This is a genomic window from Pantoea sp. PNT03 (assembly GCF_014852515.1).
GTDB lineage: Bacteria > Pseudomonadota > Gammaproteobacteria > Enterobacterales > Enterobacteriaceae > Pantoea > Pantoea leporis.
In genome coordinates this window covers 1,563,170-1,580,180 of sequence record NZ_JACVBT010000001.1, presented here as the reverse complement: position 1 = coordinate 1,580,180, position 17,011 = coordinate 1,563,170, and the positions used below count along the sequence as shown (strand labels likewise).

The 17,011-nt window shown below is 59.9% G+C and carries 18 protein-coding genes; all 18 read left to right on the top strand.

The genetic code is table 11. The features are described from left to right. Nucleotides 1-88 precede the first annotated feature (88 nt). The 18 genes from IB226_RS07435 to IB226_RS07350 all read left to right on the top strand — a co-directional run bounded on the left by IB226_RS07435 (nucleotide 89) and on the right by IB226_RS07350 (nucleotide 16,802). On the top strand, nucleotides 89-478 hold the full coding sequence (locus tag IB226_RS07435) for a hypothetical protein (protein ID WP_167391170.1): 390 nt from the start codon (nucleotides 89-91) through the stop codon (nucleotides 476-478). A 189-nt stretch (nucleotides 479-667) separates the two neighbouring features. Continuing rightward, entirely contained in the window at nucleotides 668-1,405 is a 738-nt protein-coding gene (locus IB226_RS07430; protein ID WP_137385538.1) for a beta-ketoacyl synthase chain length factor, read from the top strand. After that, on the top strand, nucleotides 1,395-2,192 hold the full coding sequence (locus IB226_RS07425; RefSeq protein ID WP_110865892.1) for a 1-acyl-sn-glycerol-3-phosphate acyltransferase: 798 nt from the start codon (nucleotides 1,395-1,397) through the stop codon (nucleotides 2,190-2,192). Before IB226_RS07430 ends, IB226_RS07425 begins: the two co-directional genes overlap by 11 nt. A gap of 3 nt (nucleotides 2,193-2,195) precedes the next feature. Continuing rightward, entirely contained in the window at nucleotides 2,196-2,453 is a 258-nt protein-coding gene (locus IB226_RS07420; protein ID WP_007887282.1) for a phosphopantetheine-binding protein, read from the top strand. A gap of 11 nt (nucleotides 2,454-2,464) precedes the next feature. Next, a complete protein-coding gene (locus IB226_RS07415; protein WP_101760886.1) occupies nucleotides 2,465-2,719 on the top strand; it encodes an acyl carrier protein in 255 nt (84 codons plus the stop codon). A 4-nt stretch (nucleotides 2,720-2,723) separates the two neighbouring features. Next, nucleotides 2,724-3,278 (top strand): hypothetical protein, encoded by a 555-nt coding sequence (locus tag IB226_RS07410; RefSeq protein WP_110865893.1) that lies wholly within the window; start codon nucleotides 2,724-2,726, stop codon nucleotides 3,276-3,278. Then, nucleotides 3,275-4,603 carry an AMP-binding protein gene (locus IB226_RS07405; protein ID WP_192234340.1) on the top strand — a complete coding sequence of 443 codons (1,329 nt, stop codon included), beginning with the start codon at nucleotides 3,275-3,277 and terminating at the stop codon, nucleotides 4,601-4,603. Before IB226_RS07410 ends, IB226_RS07405 begins: the two co-directional genes overlap by 4 nt. After that, on the top strand, nucleotides 4,590-4,937 hold the full coding sequence (locus IB226_RS07400) for a beta-hydroxyacyl-ACP dehydratase (RefSeq protein WP_192234338.1): 348 nt from the start codon (nucleotides 4,590-4,592) through the stop codon (nucleotides 4,935-4,937). The genes IB226_RS07405 and IB226_RS07400 overlap by 14 nt, the downstream gene beginning before the upstream one ends. Next, a complete protein-coding gene (locus IB226_RS07395; protein WP_192234336.1) occupies nucleotides 4,931-6,625 on the top strand; it encodes a glycosyltransferase family 2 protein in 1,695 nt (564 codons plus the stop codon). The genes IB226_RS07400 and IB226_RS07395 overlap by 7 nt, the downstream gene beginning before the upstream one ends. Continuing rightward, complete coding sequence (locus IB226_RS07390) at nucleotides 6,618-7,034, top strand: thioesterase family protein (RefSeq protein ID WP_101760881.1); 417 nt, start codon at nucleotides 6,618-6,620, stop codon at nucleotides 7,032-7,034. Before IB226_RS07395 ends, IB226_RS07390 begins: the two co-directional genes overlap by 8 nt. Then, complete coding sequence (locus tag IB226_RS07385) at nucleotides 7,034-7,642, top strand: outer membrane lipoprotein carrier protein LolA (protein ID WP_370445552.1); 609 nt, start codon at nucleotides 7,034-7,036, stop codon at nucleotides 7,640-7,642. The genes IB226_RS07390 and IB226_RS07385 overlap by 1 nt, the downstream gene beginning before the upstream one ends. Continuing rightward, nucleotides 7,608-9,929 carry an MMPL family transporter gene (locus tag IB226_RS07380; protein ID WP_192234334.1) on the top strand — a complete coding sequence of 774 codons (2,322 nt, stop codon included), beginning with the start codon at nucleotides 7,608-7,610 and terminating at the stop codon, nucleotides 9,927-9,929. The genes IB226_RS07385 and IB226_RS07380 overlap by 35 nt, the downstream gene beginning before the upstream one ends. After that, nucleotides 9,926-10,498, top strand: a complete 573-nt coding sequence (locus IB226_RS07375; RefSeq protein ID WP_101760878.1) for a DUF3261 domain-containing protein — start codon at nucleotides 9,926-9,928, stop codon at nucleotides 10,496-10,498. Before IB226_RS07380 ends, IB226_RS07375 begins: the two co-directional genes overlap by 4 nt. Then, a complete protein-coding gene (locus IB226_RS07370) occupies nucleotides 10,495-11,652 on the top strand; it encodes a beta-ketoacyl-[acyl-carrier-protein] synthase family protein (protein WP_192234332.1) in 1,158 nt (385 codons plus the stop codon). The genes IB226_RS07375 and IB226_RS07370 overlap by 4 nt, the downstream gene beginning before the upstream one ends. Then, a complete protein-coding gene (locus IB226_RS07365; RefSeq protein WP_192234330.1) occupies nucleotides 11,645-12,118 on the top strand; it encodes a hotdog family protein in 474 nt (157 codons plus the stop codon). Before IB226_RS07370 ends, IB226_RS07365 begins: the two co-directional genes overlap by 8 nt. Further along, nucleotides 12,115-12,846, top strand: coding sequence for a 3-ketoacyl-ACP reductase FabG2 (locus IB226_RS07360; RefSeq protein ID WP_192234328.1), 732 nt, complete (start codon nucleotides 12,115-12,117; stop codon nucleotides 12,844-12,846). Before IB226_RS07365 ends, IB226_RS07360 begins: the two co-directional genes overlap by 4 nt. Next, nucleotides 12,843-14,078, top strand: a complete 1,236-nt coding sequence (locus IB226_RS07355; RefSeq protein ID WP_192234326.1) for a beta-ketoacyl-ACP synthase — start codon at nucleotides 12,843-12,845, stop codon at nucleotides 14,076-14,078. Before IB226_RS07360 ends, IB226_RS07355 begins: the two co-directional genes overlap by 4 nt. A gap of 522 nt (nucleotides 14,079-14,600) precedes the next feature. Next, nucleotides 14,601-16,802 carry a TonB-dependent siderophore receptor gene (locus tag IB226_RS07350; protein ID WP_110865903.1) on the top strand — a complete coding sequence of 734 codons (2,202 nt, stop codon included), beginning with the start codon at nucleotides 14,601-14,603 and terminating at the stop codon, nucleotides 16,800-16,802. The last annotated feature ends 209 nt before the right edge of the window (nucleotides 16,803-17,011 follow it).

The following is a 17,011-nucleotide window of genomic DNA, read 5'->3' as shown; positions in this document are numbered from 1 at the left end:
CACAGTCTGAACGGAACAGTGTTGGTAAGTTTACCAGCGCGGTCGCTCACTTAAGCGGCATGCAAAGACAGGGGAAGAAAAGGAAATGATGAATAAAAAAATCGGTTTTGCGTTGTTAGTTACTGCGGTCCTGTTAACCGGCTGTGCGCCGCGTACCGCGCCGATCCAGAATGTTAGCCAGACCGTGGGTCAGAGCTACTCGGATGAGCAAATGAAGCAAGCTATCGTCCAGGCGGGCGCCGCTAACCATTGGGTGATGACGCCAGCGGGTCCAGGCGTGATGAATGGTCACCTGGCCGAGCGCGGACATACCGCGGATATTCGCGTGAACTACACCGCGAACAGTTATCAAATCCAGTATGTCAGCAGCCAGAATCTGAAAGCAGGCAGCGGTCAGATTCACCGCAACTATAACCGCTGGATTCAGAACCTGAGCCAGGGCATCCAGACGCGACTGGCGGTTGAAGCCGCTAAATAAGCGCGAAGCGTGATTGCTGACATAATGTTGTAAAGTTAGCCGTAACGCTGCCGAAATAGAAACAGGCGGGCCACGTGCCCGCCTTGTTAATCGGCGACATCCGCATGGGATGACGGGTATAGAGAGCAAGGAAGGGATGCCGCGCAGCGAAAACCGGACCATCCCTGAGGCTGAAGAAAGAATACAGGTATGAAACTCGCTTACTCCCTTGTTGACTGGCACGCCATCGCGCCGGGCAACAGCACCGCAGAAGAGTGGCAACGTTGGGCGCAACAGGCACCGGCGTTAGATGCCACGCAACCTATCGCGAAACCCCAATTTTTGCCGATGATGACCGCGCGTCGTCTCAGCGCCGGCAGCCGTGCTGCGGTTGAATGCGGGCTGGCGTTATTGGCGCGGCACAGCGTGGACGCCATCGTCTTCACCAGTCGCCACGGCGAACTGGAGCGTAATCTGCGCATTCTCACCGCGCTGGCGGAACAGCAAGCGCTGTCGCCCACCGATTTCGCCATGTCGGTTCACAACTCAGCGGTGGGCAGTTTGACCATCGCCGCGCGTCAGCCGTTGGTTTCATCCTCGGTTTCGGCCGGTATTGATAGCTTCCAGCAAGGATTGATAGAAGTGGCGGCGCTGCATCAGGCGGGTTACGCGCAGGTGCTGCTGGTGGATTTTGACGGCGTGGTGCCGGATTACTACCGTCCATGGCTACCGGAAATCGATCGCTTTAATGCGCCGTACGCGGTAGCGCTGCTGCTACGCGCAGGCGAGGCATGGCGTTGCGAAGCGCAGGCCGGCAAACCCGCTGAGCTGCACAACCCTCTGCCGCAAAGTCTGCAATTTCTGGCGGCGATGCTGCACAACACGCCACGTTTTAGCGTGGCCGGCGAGCGCCATCAGTGGCACTGGGAGCGTCTGCATGGTGGATAATTCGCTGACCGAGGCGCGTCCCGGTTTCAACTATTACTGGCGGCTGGTGATGACCGCCGTCAGCTTTACGCTGTTCAGCGTGGGCGGCCTGCTACTGTCGCTGATTTGGTTCAATCTGCTGTTACTGGTGCAGCGTGATGGCCTGCGCCGTCGCCATATCGCCCGCAGCAGCATCGCCTGGAGCTTCCGCTGCTTCCTGCGTTTCTGCCGCTTTGTCGGGGTTTACGATTACCAAATCATCGGCGCAGAACAGCTGCGTCAGGATCGCGGCTGCCTGATCGTCGCCAACCATCCGTCACTGATCGATTACGTGATGATCGCGTCGGTGCTGCCGGAGATGGATTGCCTGGTGAAAGCCGAGCTGCAGCACAACATTTTCTTCCGTGGCGTGATTCGCGCCGCCGATTACCTGATTAACAGCGAAGCCGATACGCTGCTGCCAGACAGCCAGCAGCGACTGGCGCGCGGCGATACCATTCTGATTTTCCCGGAAGGCACGCGCACACGTTATGGCGAGCCGCTGAAGCTGCAGCGCGGTGCCGCCAACATTGCGGTGCGCGCGGGCTGCGATTTGCGTGTGGTGCACATCAGCTGCACCGAGCGCATGCTCGATAAGCAAAGCCGCTGGTATCAGATTCCGCTGGTTAAACCGATTTTTACTGTACGCGTACAATCGCGTATTGCCAGCCACGCCTTTAGTGAGGCCGAAGAGGATTCGCAGCCGCTGGCCGCACGTCGTCTGACGCGTCATCTGCAACAGGCGCTGGTGCCTGAAGAGACCAACTAAGTTATGCAAGTACTGATTAACGACATCAAACAGATGATTATCGACACGCTGAATCTGGAAGATATCAGCCCTGACGACATCGAAACCGACGCACCGCTGTTTGGCGAGGGGCTGGGCCTCGATTCAATCGATGCGCTGGAGCTGGGACTGGCGGTGAAAAATCGCTTCGGCGTACAGCTCTCCGCCGAGAGTGAAACGCTGCGCGCGCACTTTTTTTCCGTGGCTACACTGGCCGCGTTTGTTGAACAACAGCAAGCCTGAGAGCAGTCAACATGATGAACAAAAACGAAATTTACCAGGAAGTGGCTTCGCTGCTCACCTCGCTGTTTGAAATTGAGCCGGATGATATTCGTCCGGACGCCCGCCTGTATGAAGACCTCGAGCTGGATAGCATCGATGCGGTCGATATGGTGGTGCATCTGCAAAAGCGTACTGGCCGTAAGATCAAACCGGAAACCTTCCGCGCGGTGCGTACCGTGCAGGATGTGGTGGATGCCGTCGATCAACTGATGCGCGACGAAGCCTGATCGCATGCTGCTGCGGCTGCTAAACGGAGCGGCGCTGCTGGCGTGGCCGTTTCTGGTGTGGTTAACCCTCACCCAGCCACAGTGGCGCGGCGTGACGGGCCTGCTGGCGCTGCTGTTTGTGCTGCGCGTCTGGACGCTGCGCCGCGCCGCCGGGCCGATGGCGCGTGTGATGCTCCTGCTGGCGCTGGTGGGCAGCGCGTTATGCCTCGCCAGCCTGCTGCTGCGATCGCAACATCTGCTGCTGTGGTATCCGCTGGTGGTCAATGCATCGATGCTGCTGCTGTTTGGCGCGTCGCTGTGGAGCCCCATGCCGCTGGTAGAGCGGCTGGCACGGCTGCGCGAACCGGATCTACCACCGCGCGCGGTGCGTTATACCCGCCGCGTGACGCAAGTGTGGTGCGGCTTTTTCATCTTCAACGGCAGCGTGGCGCTGCTCACCTGCCTGCTCAATGATGTCACGCTCTGGACACTCTGGAATGGGTGCATCAGCTATCTGTTGATGGGCACGCTGATGGGCGGCGAATGGCTGCTGCGTCAGCGCATAAGGAAACAGGCATGAACTTACATAGCCTCCGCGACTGGTTCAGCGCGCCGGATCGCATGGTGGCCTGGCACGGCCAACAGCAACATACGCTGCATACCTTGCGTCAGCAGGTACGGGCGCTGGCCGATCGGCTGCAAAACCAGCCCGGCCAATATTGGGCGCTGTGCTTTGATAACAGCTATGCGTTTACCGCCGCGCTGCTGGCGCTGTGGCACGCCGGTAAAACGCCGGTGATCCCCGGACACTGTCGCGCGGCCCAGCTGGAAGAGATGGCCGACAGCCTGGATGGCGTGATCAGTGATATGCCGCTGGCAGTCGCGCTGCCGCAACTGCGCTGGGACGACGCACTGGCGAGCGGTGCGTTACCGCCAATCGCCGCCGACGCCACGCTGGTGTTGTTCACCTCTGGTTCGACCGGCACGCCGCGTCGCGTAGTGAAATCGCTGCGCGCGCTGGATCTTGAAGCCCGCTGGCTCTCCAGCTTGTGGGGCGCATGCTTACGTGATTGCCATGTGATTGCCTCCGTCAGCCATCAACATCTGTATGGCCTGAGTTTTCGCATCGTGCTGCCGATGGCGTTGGGTTTACCCTTTGCCGCGCAGCAAATTTTCTACAGTGAACAGCTGGCCGATCATTCACCCGATCGTCGCTACGCGTTTATCAGCAGCCCAGCGTTTCTGCGGCGTCTCGATCCTGCATTGGCCGGGCCGCGCTGCGAACTGATCGTGTCCGCCGGTGGCGCGTTGCCGTGGACGGCGGCGCAGCATGCGCAACAGGCGCTGAGCTGTAAGGTTGATGAAATCTATGGCAGCACCGAAACCGGCGTGATTGGCTGGCGCTCTGCACGTGAGGAGAACGCGCTGTGGCACTGTTTCCCGCAGATTACCCTGCGTGAGCAGGACGCCGGACGCTGGCGGGTGTTTTCCGCCTTGCTGGAAACCGATGACGGTTGCGCGCTCGACGATCGTATCGTGCAGCAACCGTCCGGCCAGTTTCAGCTGGCGGGACGTCAGGATCGCGTGGTGAAGATCGAAGATAAACGCGTATCGCTGAGTGAAATTGAACGCCGCCTGCTGGCGTTGCCCGGCGTGGAAGATGCCGCCGCGCTGGCGATTCAGCGTCACGGTCGTCACGCGATTGGCGTGGTGCTGGCGCTGCCTGAGATGCTGGATGCGGCGACGCTGCATCAGCTAAAAATTGAGTGGAAACGCGCCCTGCAACCCTGGCTGGAGCCGGTGGCGATTCCGCGCTATTGGCGCGTGGTGACGTCGATTCCTGTCACCGCACAAAGTAAACGCGCCTGGCCACAAATTGAGGAGTTATTTGATGCTGCCGGTTGAACTGCATGCCGAACAGCAGGGCGATGCACTGACATTGCGCCTGCACGTTGTTGCCGATCTCTTTTGGTTTCGCGGCCATTTCCCGACGCTGCCAATCCTGCCCGGCGTGGCGCAGCTCGACTGGGCGCTGCATTACGGCCTGACGCGTTTAGCCATCGGTAAATCTTTCGCCGCGATTGACAATATCAAGTTCCAGCAGCCGGTGCTGCCGGATGCCGAGCTGGCGTTACAGCTGCAGTGGCAGGCAGAAAAATCGCTGCTCAGTTTCAGCTACAGCCTGATCAACGGTGACGTGGCGACGGTGGCCAGCAGCGGGAAGATCCGCCTGTGTTGAGTTCTCACTTCACGCCTTGTGTGCTGATTCCCTGCTATAACCACGGCGCGATGCTGGCGTCGGTGCTGGCGCGGCTGGCACCGTTCAACTTGCCAGTGATTCTGGTGGATGACGGCAGCGATGCCACCACCAAACAGCTGATTGCGGCGCTGGAGGCACCGCAGTTGCGGGTGCTGACGCTACCCCACAATCAGGGCAAAGGCGCGGCGGTGATTGCCGGGATGCGCGCGGCGGCGGCGGCGGGTTACAGCCACGCGCTGCAACTCGATGCCGATGGTCAGCATCAGGTGGAAGACACGCCGCGTATGCTGGCCGAAGCGCAGCGTTATCCGCACTGTCTGATCTCCGGTCAGCCGCTTTACGACGCCTCGATTCCCAAATCGCGCCTCTATGGCCGCTACATCACCCATTTCTGGGTGTGGGTGGAAACGCTGTCGTTCTCGCTGAAAGACAGCATGTGCGGCTTCCGCGTCTATCCGCTCGCGCCATCGCTGGCGTTGTGCGATCGCCATCCAATTGGTCAGCGCATGGATTTCGACACCGAAATCATGGTGCGCCTCTATTGGCAGGGCACGCCGAGCCGTTTTATCACCACGCGCGTGACCTATCCAGCCAGCGGCGTATCGCACTTTGATGCGCTGCGGGACAACCTGCGCATCTCATGGATGCACACGCGGCTGTTCTTCGGCATGTTGCCACGCATCCCGAAGTTACTGCGTCAGCGTAGTGATGCGCAACACTGGTCTGCAACGCCGGAACGACGCGGGCAGAGCGGTTTGCGCTTTATGCTGTGGCTCTATCGCCGCGCCGGACGCTTGCCTTTTATCTTGCTGCTGTGGCCGGTGGTGGCGGTTTACTGGCTAACCGGACGCACCGCGCGCGCCGCCTCGCAGCAGTGGCTGAAGCGAGTGCGAGCGATGGCGCAGCAGCAGAACATCGCGCTGCCTGCGCCGCTCAGCAGCTATCGTCACTTTTTGCGTTTCGGCTACAGCATGCTGGATAAAGTCGCTAGCTGGCGCGGCGATCTGCAATGGGGACGCGACATTGATTTCGCGCCAGGTGCGGAAGCCACCATTCACGCCGCCGAGGGCAAAGGCCATCTGATCCTGGCCTCGCATCTCGGTGATATCGAAGCCTGCCGCGCGATGGCCAAACAGGTCAGCGGATTGGTGATTAATGCGCTGGTGTTTACAGACAATGCGCAACGCTTCCGCGAGGTGCTGGAGAGCATTGCACCGCAGGCGGGCGTCAATCTGCTGCCGGTCACCGATATCGGTCCGGACACCGCCATTCTGCTGCAGCAAAAACTCGATGCCGGTGAATGGGTGGCGATTGTTGGCGATCGTACTGCCGTGCATCGCCAGCGCGGCGGCGAGCGTCGCGTGGTGTGGAGTGAATTTATGGGCCATCCTGCACCGTTTCCCCAGGGACCGTTTGTGCTGGCGGCGGCGTTGCGCTGTCCAGTGCTGCTGATGTTCGCCCTGCGCGAACAGGGGCGATTGCGGGTGCACTGCGAAGCCTTTGCCGATCCGCTCTCGCTGCCGCGCGCCCAGCGCCAGCAGGCGTTACAGGCCACCGTCGATCGCTACGCCGAACGGTTACAACAGCACGCGCTGATGGCGCCGCTGGATTGGTTTAACTTTTACGATTTCTGGACGTTGCCCGAGGAGAAAAGCCGCGATGAGTGAAAGCAACTACCGCGCTGAGGTGGACATTACCGTGTCGTTTCACGACTGCGATCCGATGGGCGTGGTGTGGCACGGCAACTATTTCCGCTTTTTTGAAGTGGCGCGCGAAGCCTTGCTGCGCAGCGTCAATTACAGCTACGGCGAAATGGCCGCCAGCGGCTACGTCTGGCCGGTGGTCGATACCCATGTGAAATACCGCCAGCCGCTGCGCTGCGAAGAGGTGGTCCGCGTCGTCGCCAGTATCAGCGAATACGAAAACCGTTTACGCATTGATTATGTGATCCGCAACGCGGCGGGGCAGGTGACCACCAAAGCACACACGCTGCAGGTGGCGGTTAATGCAGCGACGCAGGAGATGTGTTTTGTCTCGCCCGATATTCTGTTTGAACGCCTGGGAGTGAAACCGTGATCAGAACCCTTTGTCTGCTGCTGCTGGTGATCTGCGCCAACGCCAGCGCGGTTACGCTCGAGCAGTTGCAACAGCGCTTCGCCAGCCAACCGGTGATCCGCGCCAATTTTGTTCAGGTGCGCACCATTGCCGGGATGGCGCAGCCGCTGGTGTCACGCGGTCAGCTGCTGATCGCCCAGCAGCAGGGTTTGTGGTGGCAGCAAGCCACGCCGTTCCCGCTGATGTTGATCCTTGATGATAAGCGCATGGTGCAGAGCATGAGCGGCCAGCCGCCGCAGGTGATCACCGCCGACAGCAATCCGCAGATGTTCCAGTTCAACCATTTGTTACGCGCGCTATTCCAGGCAGATGAAAAGGTGCTGCGTGAGAATTTTGCGCTCGATTTCCATGATCTGGGCAACAACCGCTGGCAACTTGGTTTGACGCCGAAAGCCGCGCCGCTGAATAAGATCTTTAACCGTATCGATCTGCAAGGCGAGGCGTTTCTTAATCGCATCACGCTGGATGATAAGCAGGGCGATAAAACCGAGATCACCCTTAGCGCTACCCGCACCGAACCGAAACAGTTAACCGATGAAGAGCGAGCCCGTTTTGCCCCAGCGCAGTGAAAAAACCGTTGCGCTGCTGTGGCTGGCGGTGTGCCTGACGTTAGCGCTGGCGCTGGCGGTTTTGCTGCCGCGCAGCCAGCTGAACAGCAGCGTGCTGGCGTTATTGCCGCAGCAAAACCTCGGCCAGGCACCAGCGGAGATTCAGCACGGCTTTATGCAGCGCCTCGATCGTCAACTGGTGTGGCTGGTAAGTGCCAACGATCACCACGGCGATGCGGTTGCGGCCTGGTGGCAAGCGCAGCTGCAAGCCTTGCCGATGCTGACACAGGTAAGCGGCGCGCTGGATGACGATCAGATGCAGCGCTGGGGCGCCTATGCGTTTCAACATCGCAACGGCTTGATCGATCCGGCCACGCGCGCGCGCTTGCAGAACGGCGGTGACGCGCAGGCCGACTGGATTCTGGCGCAGCTGTTCTCGGCTTTCGCGGGCGTCGGCAGCAAAGAGATCGGCCACGATCCGCTGCTGCTGGTGCGCGGCGCACAGCTGGCGATGCAGCAGAACGCCAATAAAATGCTGCTGCATAACGGCTGGCTGACGGTCAAGGATGCGCAGCAGCGCCGCTGGTATTTCCTGCACGGCGAGCTGGCGAGCAATGCTTTCAGTATCAAAGAGAGCCATCAGCTAGTGACCGCGCTTAATCAGCTGGAGCAACAGCTGAAAACCCGCTGGCCGGATGCGCAACTGCTGACGCGTGGCACAGTGCTGTTTAGCGACGATGCCAGCCAGCGCGCGCAGCATGATGTCGAAACCCTCGGCAGCGCAACGTTAGCGGGATTGCTGCTGCTGGTGTGGCTGGTGTTCCGTTCATTACGGCCGCTGGCGCTCTGTGCATTGTCGGTGGCGATGGGCGCGATGGCGGGCACGGTGCTGACGTTGCTCTGTTTTGGTGAGCTGCATCTCACCACCTTAGTGATGAGCCTCAGCATTGTCGGTATTTCGGCCGACTATACGCTCTACTATCTGACGGAACGCATGGTGCACGGCGAGCAAGCCACGCCGTGGCAAAGTTTGCATAAGGTGCGCGGCACGCTGCTGCTGGCGCTCGGCACCACGGCGATTGCCTGGCTGTTGATGCTGCTGGCACCGTTCCCCGGCTTGCGCCAGCTGGCGGTATTTGCCGCCAGCGGATTAAGCGCATCCTGCCTGACGGTGATCTGTTTTTATCCGTGGCTGGTACGCGGTTTACCGGTGCGACCGATTCCGGCCATGGTGTGGCTGGCGCGCTGGCTGGCCGCGTGGCGACGCAATAACGGGCTGAAGCGCGGCTTACCGGCGTTGGTGGCGATCTATGCGTTGAGCGGCATGCTACAACTCAAGGTCGATGATGATATTGCCCATCTGCAAAGCGCCCCGGCGCAGCTGTTAGCGCAGGATCGTCAGCTGGCGCAGCTGACCGGTCAGCAGGCCGATCAAACCTGGTTTGTGGTGTGGGGCGATGATGAACAGCAAGCGCTGCAACGGCTGAGCGCGCTGGCACCCAAGCTGCAGCAGGCGCAGCAGCAAGGCTGGTTCAAAAGTTATCGCGTGCTGCCGCTCAGTTCGCTGGCGCAGCAGCAGCAGGATGTAGCGCTGCTACAGCAGGCTGCACCAACCATTCTGGATCGATTGAAGCAGGCGGGCCTTACTGTAGCGAATGCCAATCTCAGCGCCATGCCGGTGACCGCCGCCGACTGGCTGGCGAGCCCGCTGAGTGAAGGCTGGCGGCTGCTGTGGCTGTCGCTGCCGGACGGACGCAGCAGCGTGCTGGTGCCGATCGGCGGCGTTAAGAACAGCGCCGCGTTGCAGCAGCTGGCATCCCAGCAGGCGGGCGTCAGTTGGGTTGATCGCAAGGCCAGCTATGATGAACTGTTCCGCTTCTGGCGCACGCTGCTGAGCGGATTGCTGGCGTTGGCATTATTGCTGATTACCGGCAGCTATATGCTACGGCTGGGCGTTAAAGCCGGGATGCGCAGCGCGCTGCCGTCGTGGCTGTCGCTGGCGGCGGCGCTGGCGACGCTGGGCTGGATCGGCGCGAGCCTCAATCTGTTTGCCTTGCTGGCGCTGATTCTGGTGCTGGGCATCGGCATCAACTACACGCTGTTCTTCAGCAATCCGCGCGGCACGCCGTTAACCTCCATGCTGGCGGTGACGCTGGCGATGATGACCACGCTGTTAACGCTAGGCATGCTGGTGTTCAGCAGCACCGCCGCCATCAGCGGTTTTGGCACCGTGCTGTGCAGCGGGATTTTTTGTGCATTCTTGCTGGCGCCGTTGGCGCTGGCTCCGGGGAAAAGGAAGCAACGATGAAAATGGGCATTTTGCTGCTGTTGAGCCTGCTGGTAAGCGGCTGCGCGCAGCATCAGAGCGACCTCAATCGGCCAACCGCGTGGCTGAAACCGGGCGTGCGCGTCACGTTGCCGGCGCCGGGCATCTCGCCCGCGTTTCAGCAGCAGCAGTTGCTGACCGGCCACGCCAAAGGCAAAACCCAGTCGCTGCTGGTGCTGCTGAGCGCGGATTCACAGCAGCTGAGCCTCGCCGGTTTGTCATCGCTTGGCATTCGCCTGTTCCGCGTCACCTATGATAAAAACGGCATTCACACGCAGCAGATGATGGCGCTGCCGGAAATGCCGCCCGCCAGTCAGGTATTGGCGGATGTGATGCTGAGCCACTGGCCGATCAGCGCGTGGCAGCCGCAGTTGCCGCGTGGCTGGACGCTGACCGACATCGACGATCGCCGCGAGCTGCGCGATCCCGCTGGCAAGGTGGTAACGCTGATTCGCTATCTGCAGCGTGGCGAGTTGCGTGAGCCGATCAGCATCGATCAACGTGCGTTTGGTTATCAGATTCAAATCCAACATCTGGATGCCTCATCATGATTTACATCTCCGCCTTTGGCATGGTGAATGCGCTGGGCAACAACCTGGCGCACATCGCCACACAGCTGCAAGCGGGCCACGCGCCCGGCATGCAACCGCGTGACGGCTGGCTGCAAGACGGCAAACGCTGCTGGCTGGGCGAAGTGCAGGGCGCGTTGCCGCTGATTCCTGCCGCGCTGGCGGCGCATAACACCCGCAACAATCAGCTGCTGCTGGCCTCGCTGGCGCAGATACGCCCGGCAGTGGATGCGGCGATCGCGCAATATGGGCGCGATCGCGTGGCGATTGTACTTGGCACCAGCACCTCCGGCGTTGATGAGGGCGATCGTCAGGTGGATGACGCCATGTCGGGCTACGATTACCGCATGCAGGAGCTTGGCGATCCATCACGCTTCCTGGCGCATTTTTTAGCGCTGGACGGTCCGGCTTACACCATTTCGACTGCCTGCTCATCCAGTGCGCGCGCCATAATTAGCGGCCAACGTTTGATTGATGCTGGTTTAGCGGACGTGGTGCTGGTGGGCGGCGCGGATTCGCTAAGTCGTATGCCGATTAACGGCTTCGCCAGCCTGGATTCACTCTCTGAACGTCACTGCGCGCCGTTTAGCGCCGATCGCGACGGCATTTCGATTGGTGAAGCTGCCGCGCTGCTGCTGCTGACGCGCGAAAAGCAGCCGCTGGCGCTGCTCGGCTGCGGTGAATCGTCGGACGCGTGGCACATGTCGGCACCGCATCCTGAAGGCGTCGGCGCCGAGCGCGCTATGCTGATGGCGCTGCAACAGGCGGGTTTACAGCCGCAGGATGTTGGTTACATCAACCTGCACGGTACCGCCACGCCGCTGAACGATCAGGTGGAGTCTGCGGTGATTCACCGCCTGTTTGGTGATCGCGTGCCGTGTAGCTCAACCAAACACCTGACCGGCCACACGCTGGGCGCGGCGGGCGCCACCGAAGCGGCTTTAGCCGCACTGATTCTGCAGCAGCATCTGCCGCTGCCGCCGCAGGATTTCTCGCTGGCGGCACGCGATACCTCGCTGCCGGCGTGCGGTTTGATCACCACGCCGCAGCCTTTGGCGCGCCCGGTGATTGCCTCAAATTCGTTTGCTTTTGGCGGGAACAATACCTGCCTGATTGTAGGAAAGCCTTATGAGTGATTTTCTGCCGGTTGATGCTTATCTGCCGCATCGCGCGCCGATGCTGCTGCTGGATCGCGTCATCCAGGTCACCGACGACAGCGTGATCTGCGAAGTCAGTATCAACGCGACAGGCGTGCTGGCCCCTTTTCTCACCGCACAGGGCGATTTACCGGCGTGGTACGGCGTGGAAATCATGGCGCAGACCGTTGGCGTCTGGTCGGGCTTTCATGCGCGTCAGCGCAGCGGCGATGAGATTCGTCCCGGCATGCTGCTTGGCGGACGCGGTTATCGTGCCAGCCGCACCGCTTTCGCCGCCAACAGCACGCTGCGCGTTGAAATGCGTCTGCTGATGCGTGACGACCGATTGGGCAGCTTTGAAGGGGAGATCCGCTGCGGCGAGGCGATCATTGCCAGCGGGCGGCTGAATACCTATCAGCCCAATGAACACGAGTTAATTCAATTGCAACAAGGAGTTCAGCCATGACACGCAGCGTTTTAGTGACCGGCGCAAGTAAAGGTATTGGCCGCGCCATCGCACTGCGTCTGGCGCAGGATGGCTTTGAGATAGTGGTGCATTATCACCGCGACAGCGCCGGTGCCGCGCAGACGCTGGCTGAGATTGAGGCGGCGGGCGGATGTGGGCGCACCTTGCAGTTTGACGTGGCGCAGCGCGATGCCACACGCAGCGCACTGGAACAGGATATCGCCGCACACGGCGCCTACTACGGCGTGGTGAGCAATGCGGGCATCACGCGCGATGCGGCGTTCCCGGCGCTGACCGATGACGAGTGGGACAGCGTGATCCACACCAATCTCGACAGCTTTTACAACGTGATTCATCCGTGCGTGATGCCGATGATTGGCCTGCGCAAGGGCGGACGTATTATTACGCTCTCCTCGGTATCGGGGATCATGGGCAATCGCGGCCAGGTCAACTACAGCGCGGCCAAAGCCGGCATTATCGGTGCCACCAAAGCACTGGCGATTGAGCTGGCGAAACGCAAAATTACCGTTAACTGCATCGCACCCGGCTTGATTGATACCGGTATGACCGATCTTGAGCCGCTGGTGATTGACGAGGCGATGAAGCTGATCCCGATGAAGCGCATGGGCGCGGCGGATGAAGTCGCCGGACTGGCCAGCTACTTAATGTCGGACATCGCGGGCTACGTCACGCGTCAGGTGATTTCAATCAATGGAGGTATGCTGTGATTCAGCGCGTAGTGGTAACCGGCATGGGCGGCGTAAGCGCTTTTGGTGAGCGCTGGAGCGCGGTGGCTGAGCGGATCAAACAGGGCAAAAATGCGGTGCGCCATATGCCGGAATGGCAAGTGTACGACGGCTTGCACACGCTGCTCGGCGCGCCGGTGGACGACTTTACGCCGCCAGCGCATTACACGCGCAAACGCATTCGTTCGATGGGGCGCGTCTCACTGATGGCGACGCGCGCCACCGAACTCGCGCTGGAGCAGGCCGGTTTGATCGATCATCCGGTGCTGACCAGCGGTGAAACCGGCATTGCTTATGGCTCCTCCACCGGCAGCACCGGACCGGTGAGTGAATTTGCCACTATGCTCACGGAAAAGCACACCAACAACATTACCGGCACCACTTATGTGCAGATGATGCCGCACACCACCGCCGTTAACGCGGGCCTGTTCTTTGGCCTGCGCGGCCGGGTAATCCCGACGTCCAGCGCCTGTACGTCGGGCAGCCAGGCGATCGGCTATGCGTGGGAAGCGATTCGCCACGGTTACCAAACCGTGATGGTGGCGGGTGGGGCGGAAGAGCTGTGTCCATCCGAAGCGGCGGTGTTTGACACGCTGTTCGCCACCAGCCAGCGTAACGACGCGCCGCACACGTCGCCCGCGCCGTTCGACCAGCAGCGCGACGGATTAGTGATTGGCGAAGGTGCAGGCACCTTGATCCTCGAATCGCTGGAACATGCGCAGGCGCGCGGAGCCACCATTTATGCCGAGCTGGTGGGTTTCCACACCAACTGCGATGCCGCGCATATCACCCAGCCGCAGCGTGAAACCATGCAGATTTGTATCGAGCGCGCGCTGAAAACCGCCGGTGTCACGGCGGAGCAGATTGGCTATATCAATGCCCACGGCACCGCCACCGATCGCGGCGATATCGCCGAGAGTCAGGCCACCGCAGCGATTTATGGCAACAGCACGCCAATCTCTTCGCTGAAAAGCTACTTTGGCCATACGCTGGGCGCGTGCGGGGCGCTGGAAGCCTGGATGAGCATTGAGATGATGCGTGAAGGCTGGTTTGCGCCGACGTTGAATTTGTCACAACCGGCCGCTGAATGCGGTGAACTTGATTACATCATCGATGAAGCGCGCCAGATTGAGACAGATTACATCCAATCCAATAACTTCGCCTTTGGCGGGATTAACACTTCGCTGGTGTTTAAACGCTGGCGCGAAGGCTGATAGCAGGTCGCCATGAATGGCGCTTGTTAGTTAAGTCCGCGACGAACGCATGCCGGCTGCTTCGGTACATGTTGTTGAAAAGGGCACAGTTGCCAGAGGCGCTGGCGCGTCTGCTGCGGCAAAAGGGCTATTCGCAGCGCTGAGGCTTTTACGTTGGGCCAGGAGCCTCACGCATGGATGCGTGAGGCAGTTCGGGGTCGGCCAGGGAAGGCCGATCCGCGAACGGTCCGTTGGCACGACGTTGAAGCCGAAGGCACCGCGCTAGCGGCGCGAGGACGGCCCGTGACGCAGCAGATGTGTCAGAGCCCGCTACCTAGTCAAAGCAAAACCCTTTCTTCAGTGATAAGCATTGGTCGCCATGAATGAATGGCGACCCTACAAGACCGGGCAGGGTACCTATTGCACCACTCCTCGATGATATGAACGCAAAAAGTGGGATTTTTCTTGCTTTCGCACAACGACTGCGCATAATCGCAAACCGCAATAATAATGATTATCACTTCGTTTGCATTAGGGGATCCCATGCGCACTATGCCTTTCAATCCCGGACTGAAACCGACGCTGTTGGCCGTAATGGTCAGCGCCGGTTGTTTGCCAGTGATGGCTGCTACCACCAACACCACAACCTCAACTGACGCGAAAAACGAGCAGCAGACGCTGACCGTGACCGCGACACCGCAAACCGATTTCAAACCAGGCGGCAACGATCTGGTACCGGCTTTCCTCGATGGCCAGGTTGCACACGGCGGCCGCCTTGGCATGCTGGGTGAGCAAAACGCCATGGACGTGCCGTTTAACGTCATTGGTTTTACCTCGAAAATGATTCAGGATCAGCAGGCGCAAACCATCGGTGACGTGGTGCGCAACGATGCTGGCGTGCAGAATCTGAAAGGCTACGGCAACTTTGCCGAGAGCTATCGCATTCGTGGCTTCAAGCTGGACGGCGATGCCATGACCTACGGCGGCCTGGCGGGTATCGTGCCGCGTCAGGTGATGGATGCCTCGCTGATTGATCGCGTGGAGATCTTCAAAGGGGCTAACGCCTTGCTGAACGGTTCGGCGGAGAGCGGCGTCGGCGGCATGATTAACCTCGAGCCGAAGCACGCTGATGATACGCCGCTGACGCGCATCGGGGTGGATTACACGTCCGGTTCCCAGGTGGGCGGCACCGCCGATATTGGTCGTCGTTTTGGCGACGATAATCAGTTTGGCGTGCGTCTGAATGCGGTTAACCGCGAAGGCGGCACCGAGGTAGATGGCGAGAAAAAACGCACCACCGCTGCGTCACTCGGCCTGGATTATCGTGGCGATCGTCTGCGTACGTCGCTCGACGTTGGCTACCAGAAAAAGACCTTCCACGATGCGCGTAACGGCGTCAACATCAGCGGCATCGATTTCATTCCCGATGTGCCGTCCAACGCGAAAAACTACAGCCAGAAGTGGGTGTTCAGCGATATCGAGTCGGAGTTTGGTCTGGCGAAAGCCGAATACGATCTGACCGATCAGTGGACCGCCTATGCGGGCCTCGGCGCGCAGCACACACATGAAGTGGGCAACTACGGCATTCCGAAGATCCTCGACAGCGCCGGCAACGCCACCATTGGTCGCTTCCGCACCAATCGCGTGCAGGACAACATGAGCGGCATGGTTGGCCTGCGTGGTGATTTCACCACCGGTCCGGTGACGCATAAAGTGAATTTCGGTTATTCGGCGATGACCACGAATGCGAAAAACAGCTATCGCATGTCGTCGGGCAACGATGCCAACGTAAATATTTATCACCCGCAGGATGTGGCTGAACCGGATAGCGTGTTCGCCGGTGGCGCTAAGTTCAGCGATCCGCTGACCACTTACCGTTCACGTTCGCAAGGCTACCTGCTGAGCGATACGCTGGGCTTCTTTGATGACACCTTGCTGGCAACCGTCGGCGCGCGTCATCAAAAAGTGGTGGTGCGTAACTACGGTTATGACGGCGTTGAAGATACCGCGACACGTTTCGACAGCAGCCGTTGGTTGCCGGCCTACGGTTTGCTGTATAAAGCCACACAAAATATCTCGCTGTATGCCAACCATACCGAATCGCTGACGCCAGGCACCGCCGCGCCGTTTACCGCCACCAACTACGGTAGCGTGACCGGCATCGTACATGCTAAGCAGAACGAAGTGGGTGTCAAAGCGGACTTTGGTCGGGTCGGCGGATCGCTGGCGCTGTTTGAAATCAAACAGCCGGTTGGCGTGCTGAACAATTCGGTCTACCAGCTGAATGGCGAGCAGCGCAACCGTGGCGTGGAGTTGAACGTATTCGGTGAGCCGGTGCTGGGCCTGCGTCTTAACAGCAGCGCCACCTGGATCGATCCGGATATGACCAAAACCGGTGACAGCGATCAGGATGGCAAAAACGCCATCGGCGTACCGCGCTTCACTGCGGCGCTGGGTGCGGAGTATGACATCAAGCCGGTGGACGGTTTGACCGCCACAGCATTGCTGAACTACACCGGTTCACAATATGCCGACCTGGCAAACAACATGAAGCTGGATGATTACACCACGCTGGATTTGGGTCTGCGTTACCGCATGAAGGTTAACCAGAACGATATGGTGTGGCGCGTGGGCGTGGATAACGTCACCAATGAGAAATATTGGGCCAATGTTGATGACAGCGGCACCTATTTGTCGCAGGGTGAACCACGCACGGTGAAGGTTTCACTCAGCTACGATTTCTAATCTGCTCTCCAATGGGGCGCGCCTGCGCCCCATTATTTCTCCGCCAGAAATTTTCCTGTAACTTAGGGCGCATTGCATTACACTCTGTGCGGCAATCCTGCGCGAAAACTCGCCTTTATTTTTGAGTCATCATGAGTTCACCTGCACCACCAGACGACCACGACGAACCTTATCGGCAGCCGCTCGACGACGCGCTCTTCGCCATTGTG

Coding starts and splice junctions, on each gene's coding strand:
- IB226_RS07435 (WP_167391170.1), top strand. CDS start 89: ATGAATAAAAAAATCGGTTTTGCGTTGTTAGTTACTGCGGTCCTGTTA.
- IB226_RS07430 (WP_137385538.1), top strand. CDS start 668: ATGAAACTCGCTTACTCCCTTGTTGACTGGCACGCCATCGCGCCGGGC.
- IB226_RS07425 (WP_110865892.1), top strand. CDS start 1,395: ATGGTGGATAATTCGCTGACCGAGGCGCGTCCCGGTTTCAACTATTAC.
- IB226_RS07420 (WP_007887282.1), top strand. CDS start 2,196: ATGCAAGTACTGATTAACGACATCAAACAGATGATTATCGACACGCTG.
- IB226_RS07415 (WP_101760886.1), top strand. CDS start 2,465: ATGATGAACAAAAACGAAATTTACCAGGAAGTGGCTTCGCTGCTCACC.
- IB226_RS07410 (WP_110865893.1), top strand. CDS start 2,724: ATGCTGCTGCGGCTGCTAAACGGAGCGGCGCTGCTGGCGTGGCCGTTT.
- IB226_RS07405 (WP_192234340.1), top strand. CDS start 3,275: ATGAACTTACATAGCCTCCGCGACTGGTTCAGCGCGCCGGATCGCATG.
- IB226_RS07400 (WP_192234338.1), top strand. CDS start 4,590: ATGCTGCCGGTTGAACTGCATGCCGAACAGCAGGGCGATGCACTGACA.
- IB226_RS07390 (WP_101760881.1), top strand. CDS start 6,618: ATGAGTGAAAGCAACTACCGCGCTGAGGTGGACATTACCGTGTCGTTT.
- IB226_RS07380 (WP_192234334.1), top strand. CDS start 7,608: ATGAAGAGCGAGCCCGTTTTGCCCCAGCGCAGTGAAAAAACCGTTGCG.
- IB226_RS07375 (WP_101760878.1), top strand. CDS start 9,926: ATGAAAATGGGCATTTTGCTGCTGTTGAGCCTGCTGGTAAGCGGCTGC.
- IB226_RS07370 (WP_192234332.1), top strand. CDS start 10,495: ATGATTTACATCTCCGCCTTTGGCATGGTGAATGCGCTGGGCAACAAC.
- IB226_RS07365 (WP_192234330.1), top strand. CDS start 11,645: ATGAGTGATTTTCTGCCGGTTGATGCTTATCTGCCGCATCGCGCGCCG.
- IB226_RS07360 (WP_192234328.1), top strand. CDS start 12,115: ATGACACGCAGCGTTTTAGTGACCGGCGCAAGTAAAGGTATTGGCCGC.
- IB226_RS07350 (WP_110865903.1), top strand. CDS start 14,601: ATGCGCACTATGCCTTTCAATCCCGGACTGAAACCGACGCTGTTGGCC.